Raw genomic sequence first — 22,640 nt, forward strand, 5'->3', positions numbered from 1 at the left:
AGACCAAATCAAAAATGCGGTTTTTACCGTCTGGTTCAGCGCTACATAAAGTTTCAGCTTTACTAACGCTGCTTCTCCTTGTTCTGGCGTTCTCATTTACAAGCCCTGCCTTTTTGTCGCTGAACAATGGTCTTACCGTTTTGCTGCAAACAGCAGTGATCGGCCTTTTGGCCATTGGTATGACGATGGTTATTATCACGGGCGGTATTGATCTGAGCGTTGGATCGGTTTTAGCGCTTTCCGGCGTGGTGACGGGTCTTACGATCAAGGCGGGCGTGCCTGTTATTCCTGCCATGGTGCTTGGCGTTATTGCGGGCGGCTTGTGCGGGTTTATTAATGGTTTGGTGATTACCAAGATGCGGATTACGCCCTTTGTTGCAACGCTCGGTATGATGATGATTGCGCGCGGTGTTGCGCTGCAATTAACAGGCGCAGCGCCCATCAGCCGACTTGGCGATACATTTGGCGCGCTTGGCAATGGCTCGTTTTTCCGTGTTGTTGAAATGCAGGCAAATGGTTTTCCGAAGGTGATTTTCCCGGGTATTCCTTACCCTGCGGTTCTGCTGCTTGTTATGGCTGTGCTTGGTGCATTTTTATTGCAGCGTCGCCAGATCGGCAGACATATTTTTTCTGTTGGCTCAAATGAGGAAGCGGCGCGACTTTCAGGGGTAAATGTCACGCGCACTAAGATCTGGGCTTACACTGCATCGGGTGCATTGGCTGGACTTGCAGGCATGGTTTTAATGTCGCGTCTTGTGACTATTCAGCCCAATGAAGGCGTTATGTATGAGCTTGATGCCATTGCAGCATCGGTCATTGGTGGCGCGTCTTTGATGGGCGGTGTCGGCAGTATTTCAGGCAGCATGATTGGTGCCTTTATCATTGGTGTTCTGCGCAATGGTCTCAACATGGCCGGAACATCCGCATTCATTCAACAAATCATTATCGGGATCGTCGTTATCGGGGCTGTGTTCATAGACCAGATGCGTAATCGAAACTGATCAGTCGTCTTTAACTAAAATCTTCATCTAGGGAGGAAACCATGAAGAACCTACTGAAAACTATGCTTGCAACAAGTGTGCTGGCTTTGGCTACATCGACTGTATCGGCGGGAGAAATTGCCGTTATCGTTAAAACGACAAGCTCTAACTTTTGGCAAAATGTGAACAAAGGTGCGACTGCTGCTATTGGCGAGCAGAGCGAACACACAATGTCATTCAATGGCCCAGCTACGGAATCCGCTGTTGCCGATCAGGTCTCACTTGTTGAAAATGCAATCAACCGCGGTGTTTCTGCGATTGTTCTTGCACCATCTGATCCAGAAGCGCTTGCGCCTGCCGTTAAGCGTGCTTTTGAAGCCGGTATTCCGGTTGCTATCATTGATAGCGGTTTGGCTGAAGGTAATGAGAAATACTATCAGACATTCCTTTCAACAGATAACTGTGCTGCTGGTGAGCAGGCTGCCAAATTGATGATCGACACTGCAGGAAGCTCCGGCAAGGTTGCTGTGATGTCTTATGTTGCTGGTGTTGGTTCTGAAATCGGCCGCGTTGGTTGCTTCACAAAATATATTGAAGACAATTCTGACATCGAAATTGTTGGGCCGCTTTATTCGCAATCACAAATGGCGACAGCGCTTAACCAGACAACGGATACGCTTGCAGCCAATGGCGATCTTATTGGTATCTTTGGTGCCAATGAACCAACAGCAATCGGCATGGGCCGTGCGATTGAGCAAGCTGGTAAAGCTGGTCAACTCACAGCCATTGGCTTTGATGGTAATGCAGACCTTCAAGACATGGTGAAAAGCGGCACGTTGCTTGCGACTGCTGTGCAGGGCTCGTTCCAGATGGGCGAACTTGGCGTCAACGCTGTGATCGATCTTCTTGCTGGTGAGAAGGTGACTGATTTCATCGACACTGGTGTTGTGATGGTCACAAAAGAGAACATCGATTCTCCTGAAGCACAAAACGTACTTTACTGATTGTGCAGCAGCTGGCGCAACTTGCGCCAGCTGTTCACCCTATAAGCGGCGAAATCAACTATGCTAAACACAGCAACAGATAAAACTCCTTTGGTCGAGATGTCGAAAATCCACAAAAGATTTGGTGGATTGCATGCGGTCGAAGATGTGTCGGTTAGTCTTCATGCTGGCGAGGTCGTTGGCGTGTTGGGCCACAACGGCGCGGGTAAATCTTGCCTTATGCGCATTTTGTCCGGTGCGATGAATCCCAGTGAAGGTAAAATCCTTATCAATGGCCAAGAGGCTGTTATTGATACGCCGCAAGATGCGCGTCACAATGGTATTGAAACGATCTATCAGACTTTGGCGCTGGCCAATCATTTGGATGCGGCGGCCAATCTTTTCCTTGGGCGCGAGTTAAAGACCCGCTTTGGCAATCTTGATGATGCGCGGATGTTTTCTGAAGCTGAAAAGGCGCTGCGCCAACTCAATCCTAATTTTAAGAATTTGCGTGATGCGGTATCGAATTTATCGGGCGGGCAACGCCAAGTGATCGCAATTGCGCGCGCCATTTATTTTCAAGCCAAAGTGCTGATTATGGACGAACCAACGGCAGCGCTTGGACCATCTGAAACGGCGATGGTTGCAGATTTGACGCGCCGCCTCAAAGCCGAAGGTATCGGCATTTTTCTGATTAGCCACGACATGCATGACGTGTTCGATTTATGCGACAGAGTGATGGTTATGAACAAGGGCCGCAATGTTGGCACGTTCGCCATCGGTGATGTGAACAAGGATGATATTTTGAGCCTGATTATTAAAGGCGCATTGCCTGACGACTGGACACCGCGAGGGCAGGTTCAATGAGCGGACAGATGATGCAAGTTGGTGTGGTTGTTGAGCCTGGAAAATTTGCCATTGAGCAACGCCCATCTGTGAGCGAAGTACCAGAAGGTTGGGTACTGATTGATATTTGCGCGGTTGGTGTTTGCGGCACGGATTATCATATTTTGGAAGGCAAACATCCGTTTTTGGCCTATCCACGTGTGATCGGTCATGAACTGAGCGGCCGTGTTACGCATGATAGCAATGGCTGGAATGCAGGCGATCTCGTGGTCGTTAATCCTTATTTGTCCTGCGGTTCTTGCCGTGCATGTGAGCGCGGTAAACCCAACTGCTGTTATAAAATCGAAGTGCTTGGCGTTCACCGCGATGGCGGGCTTGCGACGCAACTCGCTGTGCCATCTGGTAATCTTTATTCAGCCGAGGGGCTTAGCTCAATACAGGCCGCAATGGTCGAATTTTTGGCCATTGGTGCCCATGCTGTTCGCCGCTCTGAAGTGGCGGCGGGGGATAATGTGCTTGTGACCGGTGTTGGCCCTATCGGCATTGGTGCGGCGCTTTTTGCACGGCTTAAAGGTGCCAATGTATCGCTGCTTGATCTGAGCGATACACGTCTAAACGCAGCAGCAGAGAAATTTGATTTCAAGCAAGGCTTTACGTCAATTGATGCCGCGTTACGGCATACTAATGGTGCCGGCTATGACGTTGTTTTTGATGCCACAGGCCATAGCGGCGCGATAGAGGCTGGATTTAAAACTGTCGCGCATGGCGGCTCTTATGTTCTGGTCAGCGTTGTCAAAGATGATATCACTTTTCATGATCCGGAATTTCACAAAAGAGAAATGCGTTTGATTGGCAGCCGCAATGCGCTCAAACAAGATTTTGATTGGGTCATGGATTCATTTAAAAATAATTTGATTGATGCGGACAAACTTTGCTCTAGCATTTTGTCGCTTGAAGAGTTGTCATCTCAGTTCAGCGATTTGGCTGCGGACCGTGCAGAACTGATTAAAGTAATCGTGAGCCTTGAGGATTGATATGAGCGCTCCAGATATTTTGAAGCTTCACGATGATGATAATGTCGCGATTGCACTTGCGCCGCTTAAAGCTGGTGAAAGCGTAGCAATTGAGGCTATCCTCAAGTCTCACAAAGTGGCTTTGGTTGACATTGCTGAGGGAGAGAACGTGCTGCGCTATGGCCAGATTATTGGCAAGGCGACCGTCATGATACCGGCGGGTTCTCATGTGCATGAGCACAATATGGAAATGAGCGGTCACAAAGTTGATTACGCTTTTTCATCTGCGGTAAATCCACTGCCTGCGCCTGCAATTGAGCGCACTTTCCAAGGGTATCACCGCGCCGATGGGCGTGTTGGCACACGCAATTATTTGGGTGTTTTAACCTCGGTCAATTGCTCGGGTTCGGTTGCACGGTTCATCGTTGAGGCGGCGGAAAAGTCTGGCATTCTGGATGCGTTTCCCAATGTCGATGGGATTGTGCCCATCGTGCATGGCAGTGGCTGCGGCATGGCGAACCGCGGCGAAGGTTACGATATTTTACTGCGCACTTTGGCGGGATATTCGAAGCATCCTAATTTTGGCGGTATTTTGCTTGTGGGGCTTGGCTGTGAGGTTTTGCAGCTTGCAACGCTGGTTGGTGAGCGCAAAATTACAGCTGATGGCCCGATGCGCTATATGACCATTCAGCAAATGGGTGGAACACAGCGCACGATTGAAAAAGGGCTTGAGGAACTAACGTCACTTGCAGCCTATGCTAATCAGGCGGAACGTGCACCTGCGCCAATATCTGAACTTATGCTGGGTATGCAATGCGGTGGCTCTGATGGCTATTCTGGCTTTACGGCCAATCCAGCTCTGGGTGTTGCATCTGATCTTTTGGTCGCGCATGGTGGCACATCGATTTTATCTGAAACATCTGAAATTTATGGCGCTGAACATCTTTTAACACGCCGCGCTGTAACAGCCGAGGTCGGCCAAGCGCTTGTTGATAAATTGACATGGTGGGAAGAATATTGCGCACGGCATGGCGCAAAAATGGACAACAATCCAAGCCCTGGCAATAAACGTGGCGGTCTGACGACAATTCTTGAAAAGTCGTTGGGCGCTGTATCAAAAAGCGGACAGGCACCGCTTGCAGGTGTGTATGATTATGCTGCACCGATTACGCAGAAAGGTTTCGTGTTCATGGATAGTCCAGGATATGATCCATGTTCGGTCACGGGGCAGGTTGCATCGGGCGCAAATTTGATCGCCTTCACAACAGGGCGAGGATCTGTATCTGGCTATATGCCAACACCATGTATCAAGCTTGCATCAAACTCCGATATGTATGCGCGCATGAGCGGCGACATGGACATCAATTGCGGTGAGATTGCCGAAGGGCATTCCCTTGCTGACAAGGGCGCGGAAATTTTCGAAATGCTGATTGATGTGGCGAGCGGCACAAAGACAAAAAGCGAATCGCTTGGCTTTGGCGGTGTTGAATTTGTGCCTTGGCAAATAGGCGCGGTGCTTTAGTTCAGTTCAAGGACATCATCATTAATAAGCTTGAGTTTTGATATTACAGCTGATCTGAAGGCGATTTAGCGATGATATGCGCGCAAATAGAGCGCGATAAATGGGTATATGCAACGTATATGCCTAAAGTTTTGTGCTGCACGGCACCTGGTAACATCCTGTTTATATTTATACTGATAGAAGAAAGATATATTCTTTTATTCTTGGTGCCACTTTACTTTCAAAGTCAATACCTACATCAGTGTTGCTTCAAATGAGAGATTCTCGCCGAAGAAAAAGAAATTGGGTTTATCCCCATTTCAATTCATCGACTTGCCTGATCTGAATTAGAGAAGTGATATGAAGCCAATTTTTAAGAAAATGGTTATTACTGCCGGTCTTGAAATTATCGCTCTAAGCCAGTTAGGGCGATTGATGCCGCAGGCCGCTGGACGCGGTGTCATATTCACGCTTCATCATGTGCGCCCTGCAATGAATAGACCGTATGAGCCTAATGCGCTTCTATCAATTACGCCGGACTTTCTCGAACAGGCAATCCAAGAGGCGATCTTAAAAGGGTACACGCCGGTTGCGCTGACTGATTTGCCAGAATTGCTTGCCAAAGGTGACAATAATAAGCGTTATGTCGCGTTCACACTGGATGACGGTTGCCGTGACAATGCTGAATTTGCAGCGCCGGTATTTAGAAAATATGGCGTGCCATACACTTTGTACATTACAAAGGGCTTTGTGGAACGAACGCATACAATGTGGTGGGAAACCGCTGAGGTTTTGACACGCGCCGTTGATCAATTTCAATTCGATTTTGGCGATGGTGTTGAAGATGTCATTTGCTCAACTCACCAGCAAAAACATGCGGTGTTCTTACGCATAGCGCAATTGATTGAATCTGTGGATGAAGACACTGCTGTTAACCGGCTGAACGAAGCGGCGATCGCACACGGTGTTGATCCAATGAAGATTGTCAAAGATGAAGTCATGAATGCCGATGAACTGCGAGAACTTGCCAAAGACCCTCTTGCAAGCTTTGGCGCACATACGGTTTCGCATTGTTGTTTAACCCGTATCGATGCTGCGCACTTGGACCGCGAAATGGCTGACTGTATTGAGGCGATAAAAGAATGGACGCAAAGGCTTCCTGCATCGATTGCCTATCCATATGGTTGGAAGCGTGCTTGTGGGCCGCGCGAAGCAAAGGCTGCACGCAGAGCCGGACTTAGAATTGGCGTGACAACACAGCCCGGTGTTTTAACAAATTATAGCCAAGACGAGTGGATGTTATTACCACGGGTTTCGCTCAATGGTTTCTACCAAAAGCGACGCTATGTTGCGGCGATTCTGAGCGGAATTCCATTTCGTTTAATGTAAGCGGCTTTTGCGCTGAGGATAACAAAGTTTATTCGAGATGAATTTTGTGCATTGCACAATTTTTTATTTTAAGCAGAATAGACAATATGTCAGGCCCGCTTCCTTCAGTTCTTATCATTGATGAAAACGCTACCCGTGCTTCAATAATTGAAGCTGGGTTGAAATTAGCTGGGCACAACCGCGTCACGATCATTGATGACATGAATGGGATTGCTGCAAAAATAGCAGCGCTCGCGCCCGACGTGATTGTTATTGATATTGAAAATTCAAATCGCGATATGTTGGAGAACGCATTTCAATTATCGCGTGCGGTCAAGCGGCCGATCGCGATGTTTGTTGATCGCTCTGATAATGAAACAATGCAGGCGGCCATTGATGCGGGGGTTTCAGCCTATGTGGTTGATGGACTACGGCAAGAGCGGGTTAAGAATATTCTGGATATGGCGATTAGTCGCTTCAACGCATTTTCTAGGCTAGAGCGCGAGCTCGAAGAAGCGCGCGGTGCACTACAGGGTCGTAAAATCGTAGAGCAAGCCAAGCACATGATTATGAAAAGCCGCGGTGTGGATGAGGATGCAGCCTATAAATTGCTGCGCTCAACAGCCATGAATCAAAACCGCAAAATAGTGGAGGTCGCCGAAAGTTTAGTCATGTCTGCCGATCTTCTTGGCGCAGGAGGTGGTAACGATGATTGAACTGACTGCTGGTTTTATGCCGCTCACGGATAGTGCAATATTGCTCGCTGCGAAAGAAAAAGGGTTCGCCGAAGAAGAGGGAATTACGCTTGAGCTTGTACGCGAAAATTCTTGGGCCAATATGCGTGACCGACTTGCTATTGGCCATTTTGATATAGCCCATGCGCTGGCCCCGATGCCGCTGGCGGCCAATTTAGGGCTGACGCCGTTTGACACTAAACTGATTGCCCCGATGGCGCTGGGTTCTGGCGGAAATGCAATCACGGTCAGCAATAGCCTGTATGAAGCGATGTCCAGTAAGGCCCAATTTTCGGTATCCGATGCGGCGGCGGCTGGCGGCGCGCTTCGGCTTGTCGTTGAACAGTTGAAACATGGGGCCAAAAAAACGCTGCACTTTGCCGTGGTTCATCCGCATTCGGTGCACAATTATGAACTGCGTTATTGGTTGGCTGGTTGTGGCATTCATCCGGACGCCGATATTGAGATTGTGGTTTTGCCGCCGCAATTAATGGCAGATGCGCTGGCAGCAGGGCAGATTGACGGTTATTGCGTTGGTGAGCCTTGGAACACCATTGCGGTTTCGCGTGGGGTAGGCAAAATCGCGACCGTTAAAGCGGCAATCTGGGCTTCCAGCCCTGAAAAAGTTTTGGCGATGAGAGCGAATTGGGCAGCTGAAAATGAGCAAACAGTCACGTGTCTTGTGCGCGCTCTTTATAAAGCGTCTTTATGGTGTGCAGATAAGGCCAATGTGAGTGCGCTTTGCCATATATTGGCCAAGCCGGAATATCTGAACCAGAGTGCGGATATTATTGAACCAGCGTTGACGGGCTCAATTCTCAATGGTGCATCTTTAAATTCTGGATTGGCATTTTTCGAACCTCATGCACAAGCCGCAACCTTTCCTTGGCGCAGCCAAGCGCTATGGATTTATAGTCAGATGGTTCGCGCCGGTCATGTTGCTCATGACAGCAGCAACAAACAAATTGTGCACGATAGTTTTAGGCCTGACATTTACCGCGCTGCGCTCACGCCCTTAGGGGTAGCGGTGCCAGCCGCAAACTCCAAAGTCGAAGGCGGATTGCTGGAGACCACGGCAGTGGGCGTGAGTGCCCAATCGCTATTTTTAGGTCCAGATGGTTTCTTTGACGGAACTGTTTTTGACCCTGATAAAATGGATGATTACATCGCCGCACAAAAATAGAGCATTTTCTGTTTTGCATATTTATTAGGCTTAAATATGTATCGCAGTGCACAATGCTTATTCAGACGCCTAACGCCGATATTTCTCTCATTATCTTTAAGTTGCTGAAACTAATGCTTTTTCAAACGTTGTCGCAAACTGGCACGCCTCATGCATAAGTGTTGATAGCTATTCAGAGCTGATTTTTAAGATCCAATGACGGGTCTTCAACAGGCAACGCCGCCAAACCAGATTTCACCGCAATCCTCCCGCGGTGCTTTTGGTTTGGCGGTTTTTTTATGCGGAAAATCCGCAAGGAGAGAATTGATGACATTTCGGATCACGCGCAGAACGGCAATTACCGCACTGACGCTCGCATCGACAGTGGCGCTTTCACCTGTGCAAGCAGAGATGCTTGAGGTGGAAAAGGACGAGTTGAAACTCGGCTTCATTAAATTGACTGATATGGCACCCTTAGCGATTGCCTATGAGAAAGGATATTTTGAAGATGAGGGGCTTTTCGTTACGCTTGAAGCGCAAGCGAATTGGAAAGTGCTGCTGGACCGTGTCATCACGGGCGAGCTTGACGGTGCGCATATGTTGGCAGGCCAACCTTTGGCAGCCACGATAGGCTTTGGCACTAAAGCGCATATCGTCACGCCGTTCTCGATGGACCTTAATGGCAACGGCATTACTGTTTCCAACGAGGTTTGGGAACTCATGAAACCGCATTTGGAAATGGATGCTGAAGGCAAACCTGTCCATCCGATTAAAGCTGATGCGCTTAAAAAAGTTATTGATGCGTTTAAGGCTGAAGGGCGGTCTTTCAACATGGGAATGGTTTTCCCCGTGTCGACGCATAATTATGAACTGCGTTACTGGTTGGCATCGGGCGGTATTCATCCGGGATTTTATTCTGAAAATGATGTGTCGGGACAGATCGGTGCGGATGCGCTTTTATCTGTAACGCCGCCGCCGCAAATGCCATCCACGCTCGAAGCAGGCACGATTGATGGCTATTGCGTGGGCGAACCTTGGAACCAAGCCGCTGTGTTCAAAGGTATCGGTGTGCCGGTCATCACCGATTATGAGATATGGAAAAACAATCCTGAAAAAGTATTCGGTCTGTCGAAAGAGTTTACCGAGCAAAATCCGAACACAACGCTTGCGCTTACCAAAGCGCTTATCCGTGCATCGAAATGGCTTGATGAAAATGACAATGCTAACCGCATGGAAGCCGTCGAAATTTTGTCTCGTTCTGAATATGTCGGTGCGGATGCAGAAGTGATTGCAAACTCGATGACGGGCACCTTTGAATATGAAAAAGGTGACAAGCGCGATGTGCCGGACTTCAATGTATTTTACCGCTATTATGCGACCTATCCTTACTATTCAGATGCTATTTGGTATTTGAGCCAAATGCGTCGTTGGGGACAAATTACGCAGGCAAAAAGCGATGACTGGTATGCCGAAACGGCCAAGTCGGTCTATCTACCGGACATCTATTTGCAAGCTGCACGCATGGTCGTTGAAGACGGCAATGCAGATGAAGCGGACTTTCCTTGGGATAGTGACGGCTACCGCGCACCCACGCCTGCAGAAAATATCATCGACGGTGTTTCTTACGATGGCAAAGCGCCCAACGCATATCTCGATACGCTGACAATTGGTCTTAAAGGCGATGAAGCCGCTGGCGGCTAACGCGCTTAATCCAAGCAAAGCGCATTCATGCGCTTTGCATCCTCATTAGAATTTTGATCAAAGGTATTTGAAAGATGGCAAACGCCACAGACATCGCGCCAAATAGCAGCAACGGACGCGAGAAAATATTTTCTGCAATTACGAAAGCCAGTGGTTGGCTCGACGCGCTGGGTTTTTCTTGGCTTGTTCCAATTCTGCGTATGATTGCAGGTGACAGCCCGCGGGACCAAATGCGCGAACTGCGCAGTGTGTTGCTTATTCCGCTTTTGGGCATTCTGGCATTTTTAATGGCTTGGGCCGTTCTTGCACCGAAAGTCCAAACATCGCTTGGTGCTGTGCCGGGCCCTGTTCAAGTTTGGGAGCAGGCCCAAAATTTGTGGGGCGATCATGTGCGCGAACGTGAAAAGGCGTCTGCTTTTTATGCGCGGCAGGATACGCGCAATGAAAAATTACGGGCCGCAGGCAAAGAGCCAAAGTTCCGCGATTACACCGGAAAGCAAACTTATTTAGATCAAATTATAACGTCGCTCTTTACCGTTGGTCTTGGCTTTGTGATTGCCACTGCTATTGCCGTGCCGCTTGGGATTGCCTCTGGTCTATCGCGAAATTTCAATGGCGCAATTAATCCGCTTATTCAAATTTTCAAACCTGTTTCACCGCTGGCTTGGCTACCGATTGTGACGATGATTGTTTCTGCGACCTATGCAACGCCCTATGAGTGGATGCCTAAGTCTCTGCTAATATCAGCGGTTACGGTGACGCTCTGTTCCATGTGGCCAACGCTGATTAACACCGCATTGGGCGTGGCTTCGGTTGATAAAGATCTCATGAATGTTGGTCGCGTGCTGCAATTGCCGACGCATAAAACAATTACGCAAGTTGTTCTGCCGTCTTCATTGCCGCTCATCTTTACAGGCCTTCGGCTGTCGTTAGGTGTGGGCTGGATGGTGTTGATCGCCGCTGAAATGCTCGCGCAGAATCCAGGCTTGGGTAAATTTGTCTGGGACGAGTTTCAAAATGGTTCTTCTCAATCGCTTGCCAAAATTATGGTGGCTGTTCTGACCATCGGCATTATCGGCTTCATGTTGGACAGGCTGATGTTTGCCTTGCAACGCGCCTTTACATTTTCTGCAAATCGATAGGAGCGTATGATGAGTTTTCTCGAAATATCCGCTCTATCAAAATCCTATGGCGAGGATGAAAACCGCACTGAGGTGCTGAGCAATATCAATCTGAAAGTCGATGAAGGTGAGTTCATCGCGATTGTCGGATTTTCAGGATCAGGCAAAACAACATTGATCTCTGCGCTTGCAGGCCTGATTGCGCCAGACGAAGGCGGCGTGATTTTCAAAGGCACTGAAATCAAGGGGCCGGGGCCAGAACGCGGTGTCGTGTTTCAATCTTATTCACTCATGCCCTGGATGACGGTTGGCGGTAATGTGAGCCTTGCTGTTGATAGCGTCTTTCATAAAAAGCCCAAGGCTGAACGCAAAGCCATTGTTGATAAATATATCGACATGGTGGGTTTGAGCCATGCCAAGGATAGAAAGCCATCTGAACTTTCTGGCGGTATGCGCCAGCGTGTCGCCGTTGCCCGCGCACTTGCGATGCAGCCCGAAGTGCTTTTGTTGGATGAACCGCTTTCTGCTCTCGACGCGCTGACCCGTTCAAAACTGCAAGATGAGTTCGCGGATATTTGCGAGAAAGAAAAAAAGACGATTATCCTCATCACCAATGATGTGGATGAAGCGATTTTGCTTGCTGACCGGATTTTTCCGTTAACACCGGGACCAAGGGCAACGCTTGGGCCTGATTTCAAGGTCGATATTGCGCGCCCACGCGACCGTGCTGACATGAACTCGGACGAGGGTTTCATTCAACTGCGCAGCCAGATCACCAGCTATCTTATGGAGGCTGGCGCCAAACGCGGCGCTGAAACCGAGCGCGATATTAGTCTGCCCAAAATTGTGCCGATCTCAACACAAAAAGCAAAACTGCCGAAGGCTTATGCAGACGCTGCCACTTCTCTGCATGAGGAGCGTTTTCTGCAGTTTAGTCAAATCAAGAAAGTCTATCCGACACCAAAAGGGCCGCTTACAGTTGTTGATGGGTTTGACCTCACCATGAAAAAGGGTGAATTCACCACACTGATTGGCCACTCTGGTTGTGGTAAATCAACCGTGCTTTCGATGGTCGCTGGCCTTAACCCTTTGAGCGAGGGTGCCATCATTCTGGATGGTCATCATATTACCGAAGCTGGGCCTGACCGCGCAGTCGTATTTCAAGCGCCATCGCTCATGCCGTGGTTGACGGCTTATGAGAATGTCGCGCTTGGTGTTGACCGTGTTTATCCGAATGCCACCAAAGCCGAACGCAACGATGTTGTTGAATATTACTTGCAGCGCGTTGGGCTGATTGATGCAAAGGATCGTTCCGCATCGGACCTGTCCAACGGTATGAAGCAACGTGTCGGCATTGCGCGTGCGTTCGCGCTTTCACCCAAACTTTTGTTGCTTGATGAGCCCTTCGGCATGCTCGATAGCCTTACCCGCTGGGAGCTTCAGGACGTCTTGATGGATGTTTGGAAACAGACACAAGTAACAGCGGTCTGTGTGACCCATGATGTCGATGAAGCGATACTTCTGGCTGACCGCGTGGTGATGATGTCGAACGGACCGAACGCCAAAATAGGCAACATCATGGACGTCGATTTGGAGCGGCCGCGTTCGCGCAAAGCTCTCCTCAATCATCCTGATTATTACGCCTACCGCGAAGAATTGTTTGAGTTTCTGGAAGCTTATGAGGGCGGTGCAAACCCGAGCGAGGAGCAACTCAAATCCATTTCACAAAAACGGTCCACGCGTATTTCTAGGCAGAAAAAATCAGCAATCAGCCTGTCGGCAGCGGAGTAAAACCATGACAAAAAAACAAAAACTGGTTGTAATTGGTAACGGAATGGCACCGGGCAGAATGCTCGAACATCTGTTTGAAAAAGCACCAGACGCTTATGACGTAACGATTTTCAACGCCGAGCCGCGTGTCAATTATGACCGCATCATGCTGTCGCCGGTTCTGTCGGGCGAAAAGAGTTTTGAAGACATTATTATTCATGGTGATGGTTGGTACATCGAACATGGTGTGATGCTTTATAAAGGCCACAAGGTGGTCGACATTGATAGGAAAGCCAAAACCGTTACATCGGAGCATGGTGAAGTTGCCACTTATGACAAGTTGGTTATCGCCACCGGTTCGGCTCCTTTTATCATTCCCGTACCTGGTCATGATCTGCCCGGCGTTCTGACGTATCGCGATCTTGATGATGTGGATGCGATGCTACTTGCTGCACAAGCACGCGGCAAAGCGGTCGTCATTGGTGGCGGATTGCTTGGGCTTGAAGCTGCGGCGGGCCTTAAAGAAAGAGGAATGGACGTTACGGTCATTCATCTTATGCCGACTTTGATGGAGCGCCAGCTTGATCCTGCTGCCGGATATCTGCTTGAGCAGGAACTTGAAAGACGCGGCATAAAGATTATCACAAAAGCCAGTACCAAGCGCATTTGCGGTGAAACGCGGGTTGAAAGTATTGAACTTGAAGACGGGACTGTGATCCCAGCAACGCTGGTTGTTATGGCTGTCGGTATTCGGCCAAATGGTGCATTGGCAAAAGATGCAGGTCTCTCGGTTAATCGCGGTATCGTCGTTTCTGATAGCATGCAAACAAGCGATCCTGACGTTTTTTCGCTGGGTGAATGTGTTGAACTTAATGGCAATGTCTACGGTCTTGTTGCGCCACTTTATCAAATGGCAGAAGTTGCAGCGTGCCATTTAAGCGGGGATGCCGATAAGCGATTTGTGGAAACATCGACAGCCACCAAACTCAAAGTGACAGGCATCAATCTTTATTCGGCAGGTGATTTTGCTGAAGCAGAAGACCGCGAAGAAATTGTGCTACGCGATGCCACTGCCGGTATCTACAAACGGCTGGTTCTCAAAGACAACAAGATCATCGGAACGGTACTTTACGGCGATACGGCCGATGGTCCTTGGTTCTTTGATATGCTGAAAAAAGAAACTGATGTTTCTGAAATGCGGGAGAGCTTGATCTTCGGTCAAGCCTATCAGGGAGGAGCGGCGCTGGACCCCTCAGCGGCCGTTGCAGCCTTGCCAGATGATGCGGAAATCTGCGGCTGTAACGGCGTATGCAAAGGGGCCATCACCAGTGCGATTAAAGCAAAAGGTCTTACCGGACTTGATGATGTGCGCGCCCACACCAAAGCTTCTGCATCGTGCGGAACGTGTACAGGCCTCGTTGAGCAATTGCTTGGCCTCACATTGGGTGATGCTTACAATCCATCGGCTGTGGCGGCGATGTGTTCTTGCACTGATCTTAGCCATGCCGATGTCAGGCGTCTTATTAAAGCAAAAGAACTCAAAACCATTCCGGCTGTTATGCAGGAATTGGAATGGAAAACATCGTGTGGCTGCGCCAAATGTCGTCCGGCTCTGAACTATTATCTCGTTTGTGATTGGCCAGATGAATATGCGGATGATTATCAATCACGCTTCATCAATGAACGCGTTCACGCCAACATACAAAAGGACGGTACTTATTCTGTCGTGCCACGCATGTGGGGGGGCATGACGAGCTCGACAGAGCTTCGGGCGATTGCTGATGTTGTCGATAAATTTGATATTCCTGCGGTGAAAGTCACCGGCGGTCAGCGCATTGATATGCTCGGTATCAAGAAAGAAGATTTGCCCGCTGTTTGGAAAGATTTGGGTGAGGCGGGCTTTGTGTCTGGCCAAGCCTACGCCAAAGGTTTGCGCACGGTTAAAACTTGCGTCGGCACGAATTGGTGCCGCTTTGGCACGCAAGATTCCACAGGTCTTGGTATCAAACTGGAAAAATTTATGTGGGGCTCATGGACGCCTGCAAAGCTCAAAATGGCCGTGTCGGGTTGCCCGCGCAATTGCGCCGAAGCGACGTGCAAAGACATTGGCATTATTTGCGTTGATAGCGGTTTTGAAATTCATTTTGCTGGAGCTGCGGGGCTCGACATCAAGGGCACAGAAATATTGGGCTCTGTTGGAAGTGAAGAAGAGGTGATGGTGCATGTCGTCGCATTGGCGCAGATGTACCGTGAGCAGGGCTGGTATCTTGAACGCATTTACAAATGGGCCAAGCGCATCGGCTTGGATGAAATTCGCAAGCAAATTATGGACGATCCAAAGATGCGTCAATCCTATTACGAGCGCTTCGTTTTCAGCCAAAAATTTGCGCAAGTTGATCCGTGGTCAGAGCGGGTTTCCGGCAAGGACAAGCATGAGTTCAAGCTAATGGCAACGCTTTTACCGGAGGCAGCAGAATGAACGCGATGACACAAAATTGGGTAGTTGTTGGAGCACTAGAAGACATCCCGCGGCTTGGCGCACGGTGTATTGAAAATGGCGAGACGAAGATTGCTGTCTTTCGCACTGCCGACGACCGTGTGTTCGCATTGGAGGACAAATGCCCCCATAAAAACGGGCCGCTTAGCCAAGGTATCGTGCATGATGGGTGCGTAACGTGCCCGTTGCATAATTGGGTGATTTCACTTGAGACAGGCGCAGCGCAAGGCGCCGATGAGGGAGCAGCGGTCTCATATCCAGTTAAGCTGGATGGTGACAAAGTGTTGTTGTGCCTCTGATGCAAGATCAAATCAAAACCACATGCCCCTATTGCGGCGTTGGTTGCGGCATCATCGCGGCACCGCAACCAGATGGCAGCATATCAATCAAGGGTGATCCAGAACATCCGGCCAATTTTGGTGCCCTTTGTTCAAAAGGGTCCGCGCTTGGCGAAACGCTCGATCTTGAAGGGCGATTGCTCGCACCGCAGATCAATGGTGTTGCGAGCGATTGGGACAATGCGCTGAATGTTGTTGCTGATACTTTCAACAAAACGATTGCCGAGCATGGGCCGGACAGCGTTGCTTTTTATGTTTCCGGTCAAATCCTGACGGAGGATTATTATGTCGCCAATAAGTTGATGAAGGGCTTCATCGGTTCGGCCAATATCGACACGAATTCGAGGCTCTGCATGGCGTCGTCTGTTGCAGGGCATCGGCGGGCTTTTGGTTCAGATACAGTGCCAGGGACTTATGAGGATCTTGAGCTTGCGGACGTTCTCGTTCTGGTTGGCTCAAATTTGGCTTGGTGTCACCCCGTGCTCTATCAACGGATTGTTGCTGCTAAAAACAAGCGGCCGGAGATGAAAATCGTACTCATTGATCCGCGCCGGACAATGACTGCCGACATTGCAGATCTGCATCTCGCAATTGCCCCCGATGCAGATGTTGAACTTTTCAATGGTTTGTTTTCCCACCTTTGCCAGCACGGTGCGATTGATCATGATTATATCAATAAATACACGAATGATTTTGCTGCTGCACTGGATAGTGCGCGAGAACTGGACAGTGAAGCGGTTGCTCAGCGCACAGGATTATCTTTATCTGAGTTGAATATTTTCTACCGTTTATGGGCGGGAACAGAAAAAGTTGTTACACTTTTTAGCCAAGGCGTAAATCAATCCCATTGCGGCACTGATAAGGTAAATGCCATTATCAATTGCCATTTGGCGACTGGAAGGATTGGCAAGCAGGGGGCAGGGCCGTTTTCCATTACTGGTCAGCCAAATGCGATGGGGGGACGCGAAGTCGGCGGTCTTGCCAATATGTTGGCTGCGCATATGGAGTTGGAAAATCCCCATCATCGCGATGTGGTTCAGCGGTTTTGGGGCTCGCCTAAAATAGCAAACAGGCCTGGGCTGAAGGCGGTCGATATGTTGGATGCTGTGGCCGATGGACGTATCAAAGCCATCTGGATTATGGCCACAAATCCAGTGGCAACGATGCCCGATGCCAGTGCGGTTGAAAATGCACTTAAAGCGTGCCCCTTCGTTGTCGTTTCAGATATTATGTCACACACGGACACTACCCGTCATGCCGATGTGAAGCTTCCGTCTTTGGGGTGGGGCGAAAAAGATGGAACTGTCACAAATTCTGAGAGACGCATTTCACGGCAAAGGGCATTTTTGCCCGCGCCCAATCTAGCAAAAGCCGACTGGTGGCAAATGGCTGAAGTTGCCAAACGCATGGGTTTTTCATCGGGCTTTAATTTTGCAAATGCAGCTGCTGTATTTCGCGAATATGCAGCGCAAACCGCATTTGAAAACAACGGCACCCGCGATCTAGATATTGGAGCCTACGCTAATATTTCCGATAGGGAATATTCGCAATTATCTGCCTTTCAGTGGCCGCAGGCGAAAGGGCAAATGGCTGAAAAAAAAGATAAGCGTTTTTTTGCCAAGGGCGGTTTTTATACGCCTGATAGAAAGGCAAATTTTGTTGCGGTTCACGCTCCCAAGCAGGTTGCAAAAACTGCCGAATATCCATTCATTCTCAATACAGGTCGTATTCGCGATCAATGGCATACGATGACACGCACAGCCAAAAGTCCGCGGCTTTCTTCGCATATTGGCGAACCGTTTGTTGAAATAAACGGCGCTGATGCTGCGGCGTTGAATATTCAAAATGCGGATATTGTGAGGGTTTATAACGCGCGCGGATCGATCATTGTACGCGGACTCATCACCGAGCGGGTGAAAGCCGGACAGGTCTTTGTTCCGATGCACTTTACCGATCAAATATCTGCCAATGCGCGCGTGGACCAGCTTGTTGCACCATTGACGGACCCTATTTCCGGTCAGCCAGCTTTGAAGTCCAGCACGGTTATGCTGGAGAAATTTCCTGCTCGCCATTTTGGATTTGTTGTCAGCGCCCAAAAGCCCAATGTCGCAGATCTGCCCTATTGGACAGTGGCGCGCGCGCAAGATGGGTGGCGCACGGAATTATCTACAGACCAGCAGATTGACGACATTGAAGATTTTGCTACCCGATTGCTAGGATTGCCATCTGGCTATCCATTGCTCCTATTTAAGGACCATCATAGCGGCCTTATCCGTGCAGCAGCATTTGACGGTGAAAAGCTTATCGGCGCGCTCTTTATTGGCACCGAGCCTGTTGCCGTCTCGCGCAACTGGGTGGCTGAACGTCTTGGTGACAGCTTTACTGATCTGGCTTCGCGCTGGCGTATCGTCGCCGGACGCCCTAGCGCCAATATGCCCGACAAGGGCGCGATTATTTGCGCCTGCATGAATGTCGGTATCAATGAAATCACAGATGCTTTGCGAGCTGGAAATCACACGGTCGCGAGTATCGCTAAAGTGACATGCGCGGGCACCAATTGCGGTTCGTGCAAAGCAGAAATCAAGGTTATTATCGATGGACACACTATCATTGCGGCAGAATAAACATGGCAAAGTGAATGGATCGCGTGAGCGTATTGGCCCGCTTGCCACTCTGCCAGTATTTTACAAATTGAATGGCAAAAAGGTCATCGTGGCTGGCGGGTCGGATGCTGCGGCATGGAAAGCCGAACTTTTGGCTGCAACAGGAGCGAATATTCACATTTACGCTGAAAAACTAAGCGCGGTTTTTGCGCAACTTGTTTGCGAACCGTCTGTCTGCGGTAGCTATATATGGCATAGACAATCTTGGTCGCCAGCTGCTTTCGCAGACGCAACGATTGCTATTGCAGATGCTGAAACGGATGCAGAAGCACAAGCGTTCTTTGATGCAGCGCGGAGTGCAGGCGTAGCTGTAAATGTCATCGATAAGCCTGATTATTGCGAATTTCAGTTCGGTTCGATTGTCAATCGTTCGCCCGTGGTGATCTCCATTTCAACAGATGGGGCTGCTCCTATTTTGGGGCAGGCTTTGCGTCGCCGCATTGAAGCCGTGGTTGGTCCTTCTATGAATGAATGGGCAAAATTGGCAAAAAATATCCGCAGTCAAATCAATGCAAGCTTGCAAACGGGGTCGCAAAGACGTGCATTTTGGGAGAGTTTTGTGGACCGCGCTTTTGGACCTGCACCTACGCTTGCCACGATTGATGAACTCATCGCCCAAAGCAAACAGATTGCGCAAAGCGCTCATACGTCGAATGGGAAAATCACTTATATTGATGCAGGGGCAGGAGAGGCGGAACTTCTCACCTTAAAAGCAATTCGTGCTTTGCAAGCGGCCGATATTATCTTCTTTGACGCTAATATTTCTAATGAGGTGCTGGAATTGGCACGCCGCGAGGCAAAGCGCGTTATTGTCGGAAAGCTCGGAGGGCGAGGGGGCCGCACTGACGAAGAGCTAGCGATGCTTGATTTGGCAAACAAGGGGCATAATGTTGTGCGCCTTGAAAGTGGTGGTCTCACGGAGTGTGATAGTGTTCGGCAAGTCTTTAATCTTACGCCTTCGCGAGCCACCGCCAGTATTAATGCTTACTGATCGATCAAAGCGACATTTTATGCCAAGTGAAACTAAACCATAATAAGCTTGTGCTTTTCCAATATTGAGATCAGCATTGCACCTGCACGCACGCGGTGCTCTGTGTGGATTGTTTTTGCTGTAAGAGCATCACCTGCCTTTATTGCATCCAATAGGAGGCGATGATCTTCGTTCGATTTCGTCGGTGATGGGCGCAGATAAAGCGTTAATGCGCGCGCACGGCGCACTTGATCGTTGAAAACATTGACGATGCTTTTTATGCGAGAGTTATCGGCCAGTCTGATCAGTTCATTGTGAAACTTTTCATCGGCGATTGCCCATGTCTCGCGATCATCGGTGGCCAATGCCTCATCCATCATCAATATTGCTTTTTCAGCTTCAACAAAGGCTTCTGCATTAAGTGACTTTTGAGCGGCCAATTCTGCGGCGGTGCCTTCCAGTGCGGTTAGCACCTGATAGACTTCGCGCATATCGCTAATAGAGACCGGCAGGATTTTAACGCCATGCCTCGGAACGATTTCTAAAAGCCCTTGAGCTTCCAAAATTAGAGTTGCTTCGCGCACAGGTGTGCGTGACATACCCAATTTTAGCGAGAGTTCACTTTCTAAATGATTTGAGCCAGGTTGCAGCTCATTTTCAACGATTAATCTTTTAATCGTTTCGATAGCAATTTCAGTATTTGATTTCGAGCGAGCCGACATTTTGGCATCTTCAAGGTTCATATATGCTATCCTTTTCAAAGTTCATATTCTTTACTCTTTACTTCTATTCTACGTTGTTCTTCGTGCGACATATAAGCGGCTTTTTCTAACTCTAGAACACGCATATATTCTTGTGCGGTATTTTCTAGTGGTGTCCCTACTTTAATGGCATTCACAACATGGCTCTGCAATAAAAATACGCAATCTCCACCGAATCCGGGCCATTTTTTATTTGGAAATACTATTTTTATACTTGTAGAGCCAAATTTTCGGAGTGAAACGGCGCCGTTTCCATCTAACGTTAGGGAACCTTCTGTCCCCTCAACAAGGCATTCACCGAGTGTTACGCGGTGGTTTTCAGCACAGTGATCTAGATGGCGATTTCCATCAAAGATTGCTCGCCTACCGTCTGCGAAATCCATAATCAAATAGCCCGCATCTTCACCAGCAATAATTGGGTTCATTTTTCGCAAGTCAGCATAAATACCTGACGGATCGCCCATTAGGTAACAGAATGTATCAATGAAATGAACACCTGTTTCATGGATTAGAAGACGCGGCATTTCTTGGAAATAGGGTTGCCTGTCCAAATATGCCTTTGGGCCTTGCCCGTCGCCTGTGCGAAGCCGAAATGTAATTTGATGAAGGTCGCCAATCTGTCCTTCATCAATCGCTTTTTTGATAGCGCGATACCAAGGCTGGAAACGGAAATTTTCATGAACGATAATTTCCGCACCGTTTTGTTTGGCGAGGGCTACGGCCTTAGACGCTTCTTCAATATTATTGCAGAACGGTTTTTGGCAAATGATTGTCTTTATCCCGTGCGCCAGCGCCACCTTAATAAATTCAAGATGGGTTGGCGGCGGTGTAATGATATCGAGCAAATCAGGATTGGTCGCCGAAAGCATCTCGCCAAGATCATCAAAGGGCGTGCAGCCTGTTTCAGCTGCAGATTCTTTTGACCGCGACATTGCGCCAACGACTGTAACATCTTCAATACGTGACCAAGCATCATAGTGAAACTGGCTGAAATACCCTGAACCTGTACAAGCGACCTTAAGCATTGCTCTACCTTCCTATGACAACCTGTTGCTAACTTCATCTGAGAACTCAGCTGTTGTTGCTGTGCCTCCAAGATCGCGTGTCAGGATTTTGCCTTCAATCACGACGTCATAAACCGCTTTTCGCAAGATATCTGCATGGGCCAGCATCTCTGAATTATCGCGCTCATGGCCTAACCATTCTAGCATCATTGCAGCCGACAGGATCATCGCGGCAGGGTTTGCTACGCCTTGGCCAGCAATATCGGGTGCAGAACCATGGCATGGCTGAAACACTGCGTTATTGTCACCAATGTCAGCAGAAGGAGCAAGACCAAGTCCGCCCATAATGCCTGCGCCAAGATCTGACAATATGTCACCGAACATATTTTCAGTTACAAGAACATCAAAGCTCCATGGTTTTTGAACCATCCATAGTGCCGTTGCATCCACGTAAGCGTGGGATGTTTCAATGTCGCTATGGCCTTTGGCAATTTTGTCGAAAATATCACGGAAAAATGCGAAAGCGCGGAACACGTTGGCTTTATCAACACAAGTAACTTGGCCGCGCGTATTATGTGATTTTTTTCGGCGACGCGCGAGTTCGAACGAAAAGTTAAAGAGCTTTTCGCTGGTCTCGCGGGTAATAACTAAAGTCTCGCGGGCTTCATTCTCCGTTACTTCGCCTTTGCCTTGTGAATAAAAAAGCCCTTCTGTGCTTTCTCGGATCAACACGAAGTCAATTGTTTGTCCCTCTGGAATCTTTATCGGCGAATCTTGACCCGGCAATACAGTGACGGGACGAACGCCTGCATAAAGGTTCATTTCTTTGCGCAGTTCAATTTGCGGAGATATTTCTGTGCCATCTGGATAGCGCACTGATGGCAAGCCCATTGCTGACAGCAAAATTGCGTCTGCGGCGCGTGCACCCTTTAAAGACTCTTGCGGTAATGATTCACCAGTTTTGGCATAATAAGCAGCGCCTGCTTGCAAAACGTTGAATGAAAGCGAATAGGACTTGGCTTTATTGGCCAATTTTTCCAAAAGGGCGGTGGTTGGCGCCATAATCTCCGGCCCAATTCCATCACCTTCGAAAACCGCGATATTATAATTGTCTGACATATTGGTACCTTAAAATTTAGAAACTCGCACAACGATGCATACATTAATAACGCAATTAAATAATTTGACAATGCATTTATTAATGCATACGTTAATTTTGCAATTCATC

Annotated in this window: 18 protein-coding genes; 15 read left to right on the forward strand and 3 right to left on the reverse strand. The window is 48.8% G+C overall.

Annotated features, from left to right (window positions below; genetic code table 11):
* Positions 1–14 precede the first annotated feature (14 nt).
* The 15 genes from C504_RS0110415 (at position 15) to C504_RS0110485 (ending at position 19,668) form a co-directional block, all read left to right on the forward strand.
* Positions 15–1,001, forward strand: a complete 987-nt coding sequence (locus tag C504_RS0110415; RefSeq protein ID WP_041951696.1) for an ABC transporter permease — start codon at positions 15–17, stop codon at positions 999–1,001.
* Between the two features lie 41 nt (positions 1,002–1,042).
* The gene (locus C504_RS0110420) at positions 1,043–1,984 is read left to right on the forward strand and encodes an ABC transporter substrate-binding protein (RefSeq protein WP_018689281.1); all 942 of its coding nucleotides are present in this window, start codon (positions 1,043–1,045) and stop codon (positions 1,982–1,984) included.
* Positions 1,985–2,044: 60 nt separating this feature from the next.
* The gene (locus C504_RS0110425; protein ID WP_018689282.1) at positions 2,045–2,830 is read left to right on the forward strand and encodes an ATP-binding cassette domain-containing protein; all 786 of its coding nucleotides are present in this window, start codon (positions 2,045–2,047) and stop codon (positions 2,828–2,830) included.
* 11 nt (positions 2,831–2,841) lie between these two features.
* Entirely contained in the window at positions 2,842–3,843 is a 1,002-nt protein-coding gene (locus C504_RS0110430; protein WP_026317395.1) for a zinc-binding alcohol dehydrogenase family protein, read from the forward strand.
* A gap of 1 nt (position 3,844) precedes the next feature.
* A complete protein-coding gene (locus C504_RS0110435) occupies positions 3,845–5,344 on the forward strand; it encodes a UxaA family hydrolase (protein WP_018689284.1) in 1,500 nt (499 codons plus the stop codon).
* 339 nt (positions 5,345–5,683) lie between these two features.
* Positions 5,684–6,712, forward strand: coding sequence for a polysaccharide deacetylase family protein (locus tag C504_RS0110440; protein WP_018689285.1), 1,029 nt, complete (start codon positions 5,684–5,686; stop codon positions 6,710–6,712).
* A gap of 86 nt (positions 6,713–6,798) precedes the next feature.
* Positions 6,799–7,407 (forward strand): ANTAR domain-containing response regulator, encoded by a 609-nt coding sequence (locus tag C504_RS0110445; protein WP_018689286.1) that lies wholly within the window; start codon positions 6,799–6,801, stop codon positions 7,405–7,407.
* Positions 7,400–8,608: a CmpA/NrtA family ABC transporter substrate-binding protein gene (locus C504_RS0110450; RefSeq protein WP_018689287.1), complete on the forward strand. Its 1,209-nt coding sequence runs from the start codon at positions 7,400–7,402 to the stop codon at positions 8,606–8,608. The genes C504_RS0110445 and C504_RS0110450 overlap by 8 nt, the downstream gene beginning before the upstream one ends.
* A 306-nt stretch (positions 8,609–8,914) precedes the next feature.
* Positions 8,915–10,288 (forward strand): CmpA/NrtA family ABC transporter substrate-binding protein, encoded by a 1,374-nt coding sequence (locus tag C504_RS0110455; RefSeq protein WP_018689288.1) that lies wholly within the window; start codon positions 8,915–8,917, stop codon positions 10,286–10,288.
* Between the two features lie 74 nt (positions 10,289–10,362).
* Positions 10,363–11,430: an ABC transporter permease gene (locus tag C504_RS0110460; RefSeq protein WP_018689289.1), complete on the forward strand. Its 1,068-nt coding sequence runs from the start codon at positions 10,363–10,365 to the stop codon at positions 11,428–11,430.
* Between the two features lie 9 nt (positions 11,431–11,439).
* On the forward strand, positions 11,440–13,200 hold the full coding sequence (locus C504_RS17630; protein ID WP_018689290.1) for an ABC transporter ATP-binding protein: 1,761 nt from the start codon (positions 11,440–11,442) through the stop codon (positions 13,198–13,200).
* A 4-nt stretch (positions 13,201–13,204) separates the two neighbouring features.
* Complete coding sequence (gene nirB / locus C504_RS0110470) at positions 13,205–15,658, forward strand: nitrite reductase large subunit NirB (protein WP_018689291.1); 2,454 nt, start codon at positions 13,205–13,207, stop codon at positions 15,656–15,658.
* Positions 15,655–15,975, forward strand: a complete 321-nt coding sequence (gene nirD / locus C504_RS0110475) for a nitrite reductase small subunit NirD (RefSeq protein ID WP_018689292.1) — start codon at positions 15,655–15,657, stop codon at positions 15,973–15,975. Before nirB ends, nirD begins: the two co-directional genes overlap by 4 nt.
* Positions 15,975–18,638, forward strand: a complete 2,664-nt coding sequence (locus C504_RS0110480; RefSeq protein WP_018689293.1) for a nitrate reductase — start codon at positions 15,975–15,977, stop codon at positions 18,636–18,638. The genes nirD and C504_RS0110480 overlap by 1 nt, the downstream gene beginning before the upstream one ends.
* Positions 18,610–19,668: an NAD(P)-dependent oxidoreductase gene (locus tag C504_RS0110485; RefSeq protein WP_018689294.1), complete on the forward strand. Its 1,059-nt coding sequence runs from the start codon at positions 18,610–18,612 to the stop codon at positions 19,666–19,668. The genes C504_RS0110480 and C504_RS0110485 overlap by 29 nt, the downstream gene beginning before the upstream one ends.
* 32 nt (positions 19,669–19,700) lie before the next feature.
* Here C504_RS0110485 and C504_RS0110490 read toward each other — a convergent pair whose 3' ends face one another.
* Genes C504_RS0110490 through C504_RS0110500 form a run of 3 tightly spaced genes read right to left on the reverse strand, consistent with a single transcriptional unit; the run spans position 19,701 to position 22,531 of the window.
* Positions 19,701–20,390, reverse strand: coding sequence for a GntR family transcriptional regulator (locus C504_RS0110490; RefSeq protein WP_018689295.1), 690 nt, complete (start codon positions 20,388–20,390; stop codon positions 19,701–19,703).
* Positions 20,391–20,404: 14 nt separating this feature from the next.
* Entirely contained in the window at positions 20,405–21,433 is a 1,029-nt protein-coding gene (locus tag C504_RS0110495; RefSeq protein ID WP_018689296.1) for a Gfo/Idh/MocA family protein, read from the reverse strand.
* A gap of 12 nt (positions 21,434–21,445) precedes the next feature.
* Positions 21,446–22,531 (reverse strand): isocitrate/isopropylmalate dehydrogenase family protein, encoded by a 1,086-nt coding sequence (locus tag C504_RS0110500; protein WP_018689297.1) that lies wholly within the window; start codon positions 22,529–22,531, stop codon positions 21,446–21,448.
* Between the last annotated feature and the right edge of the window lie 109 nt (positions 22,532–22,640).

It is taken from the genome of Ahrensia kielensis DSM 5890 (genome assembly GCF_000374465.1).
GTDB lineage: Bacteria > Pseudomonadota > Alphaproteobacteria > Rhizobiales > Rhizobiaceae > Ahrensia > Ahrensia kielensis.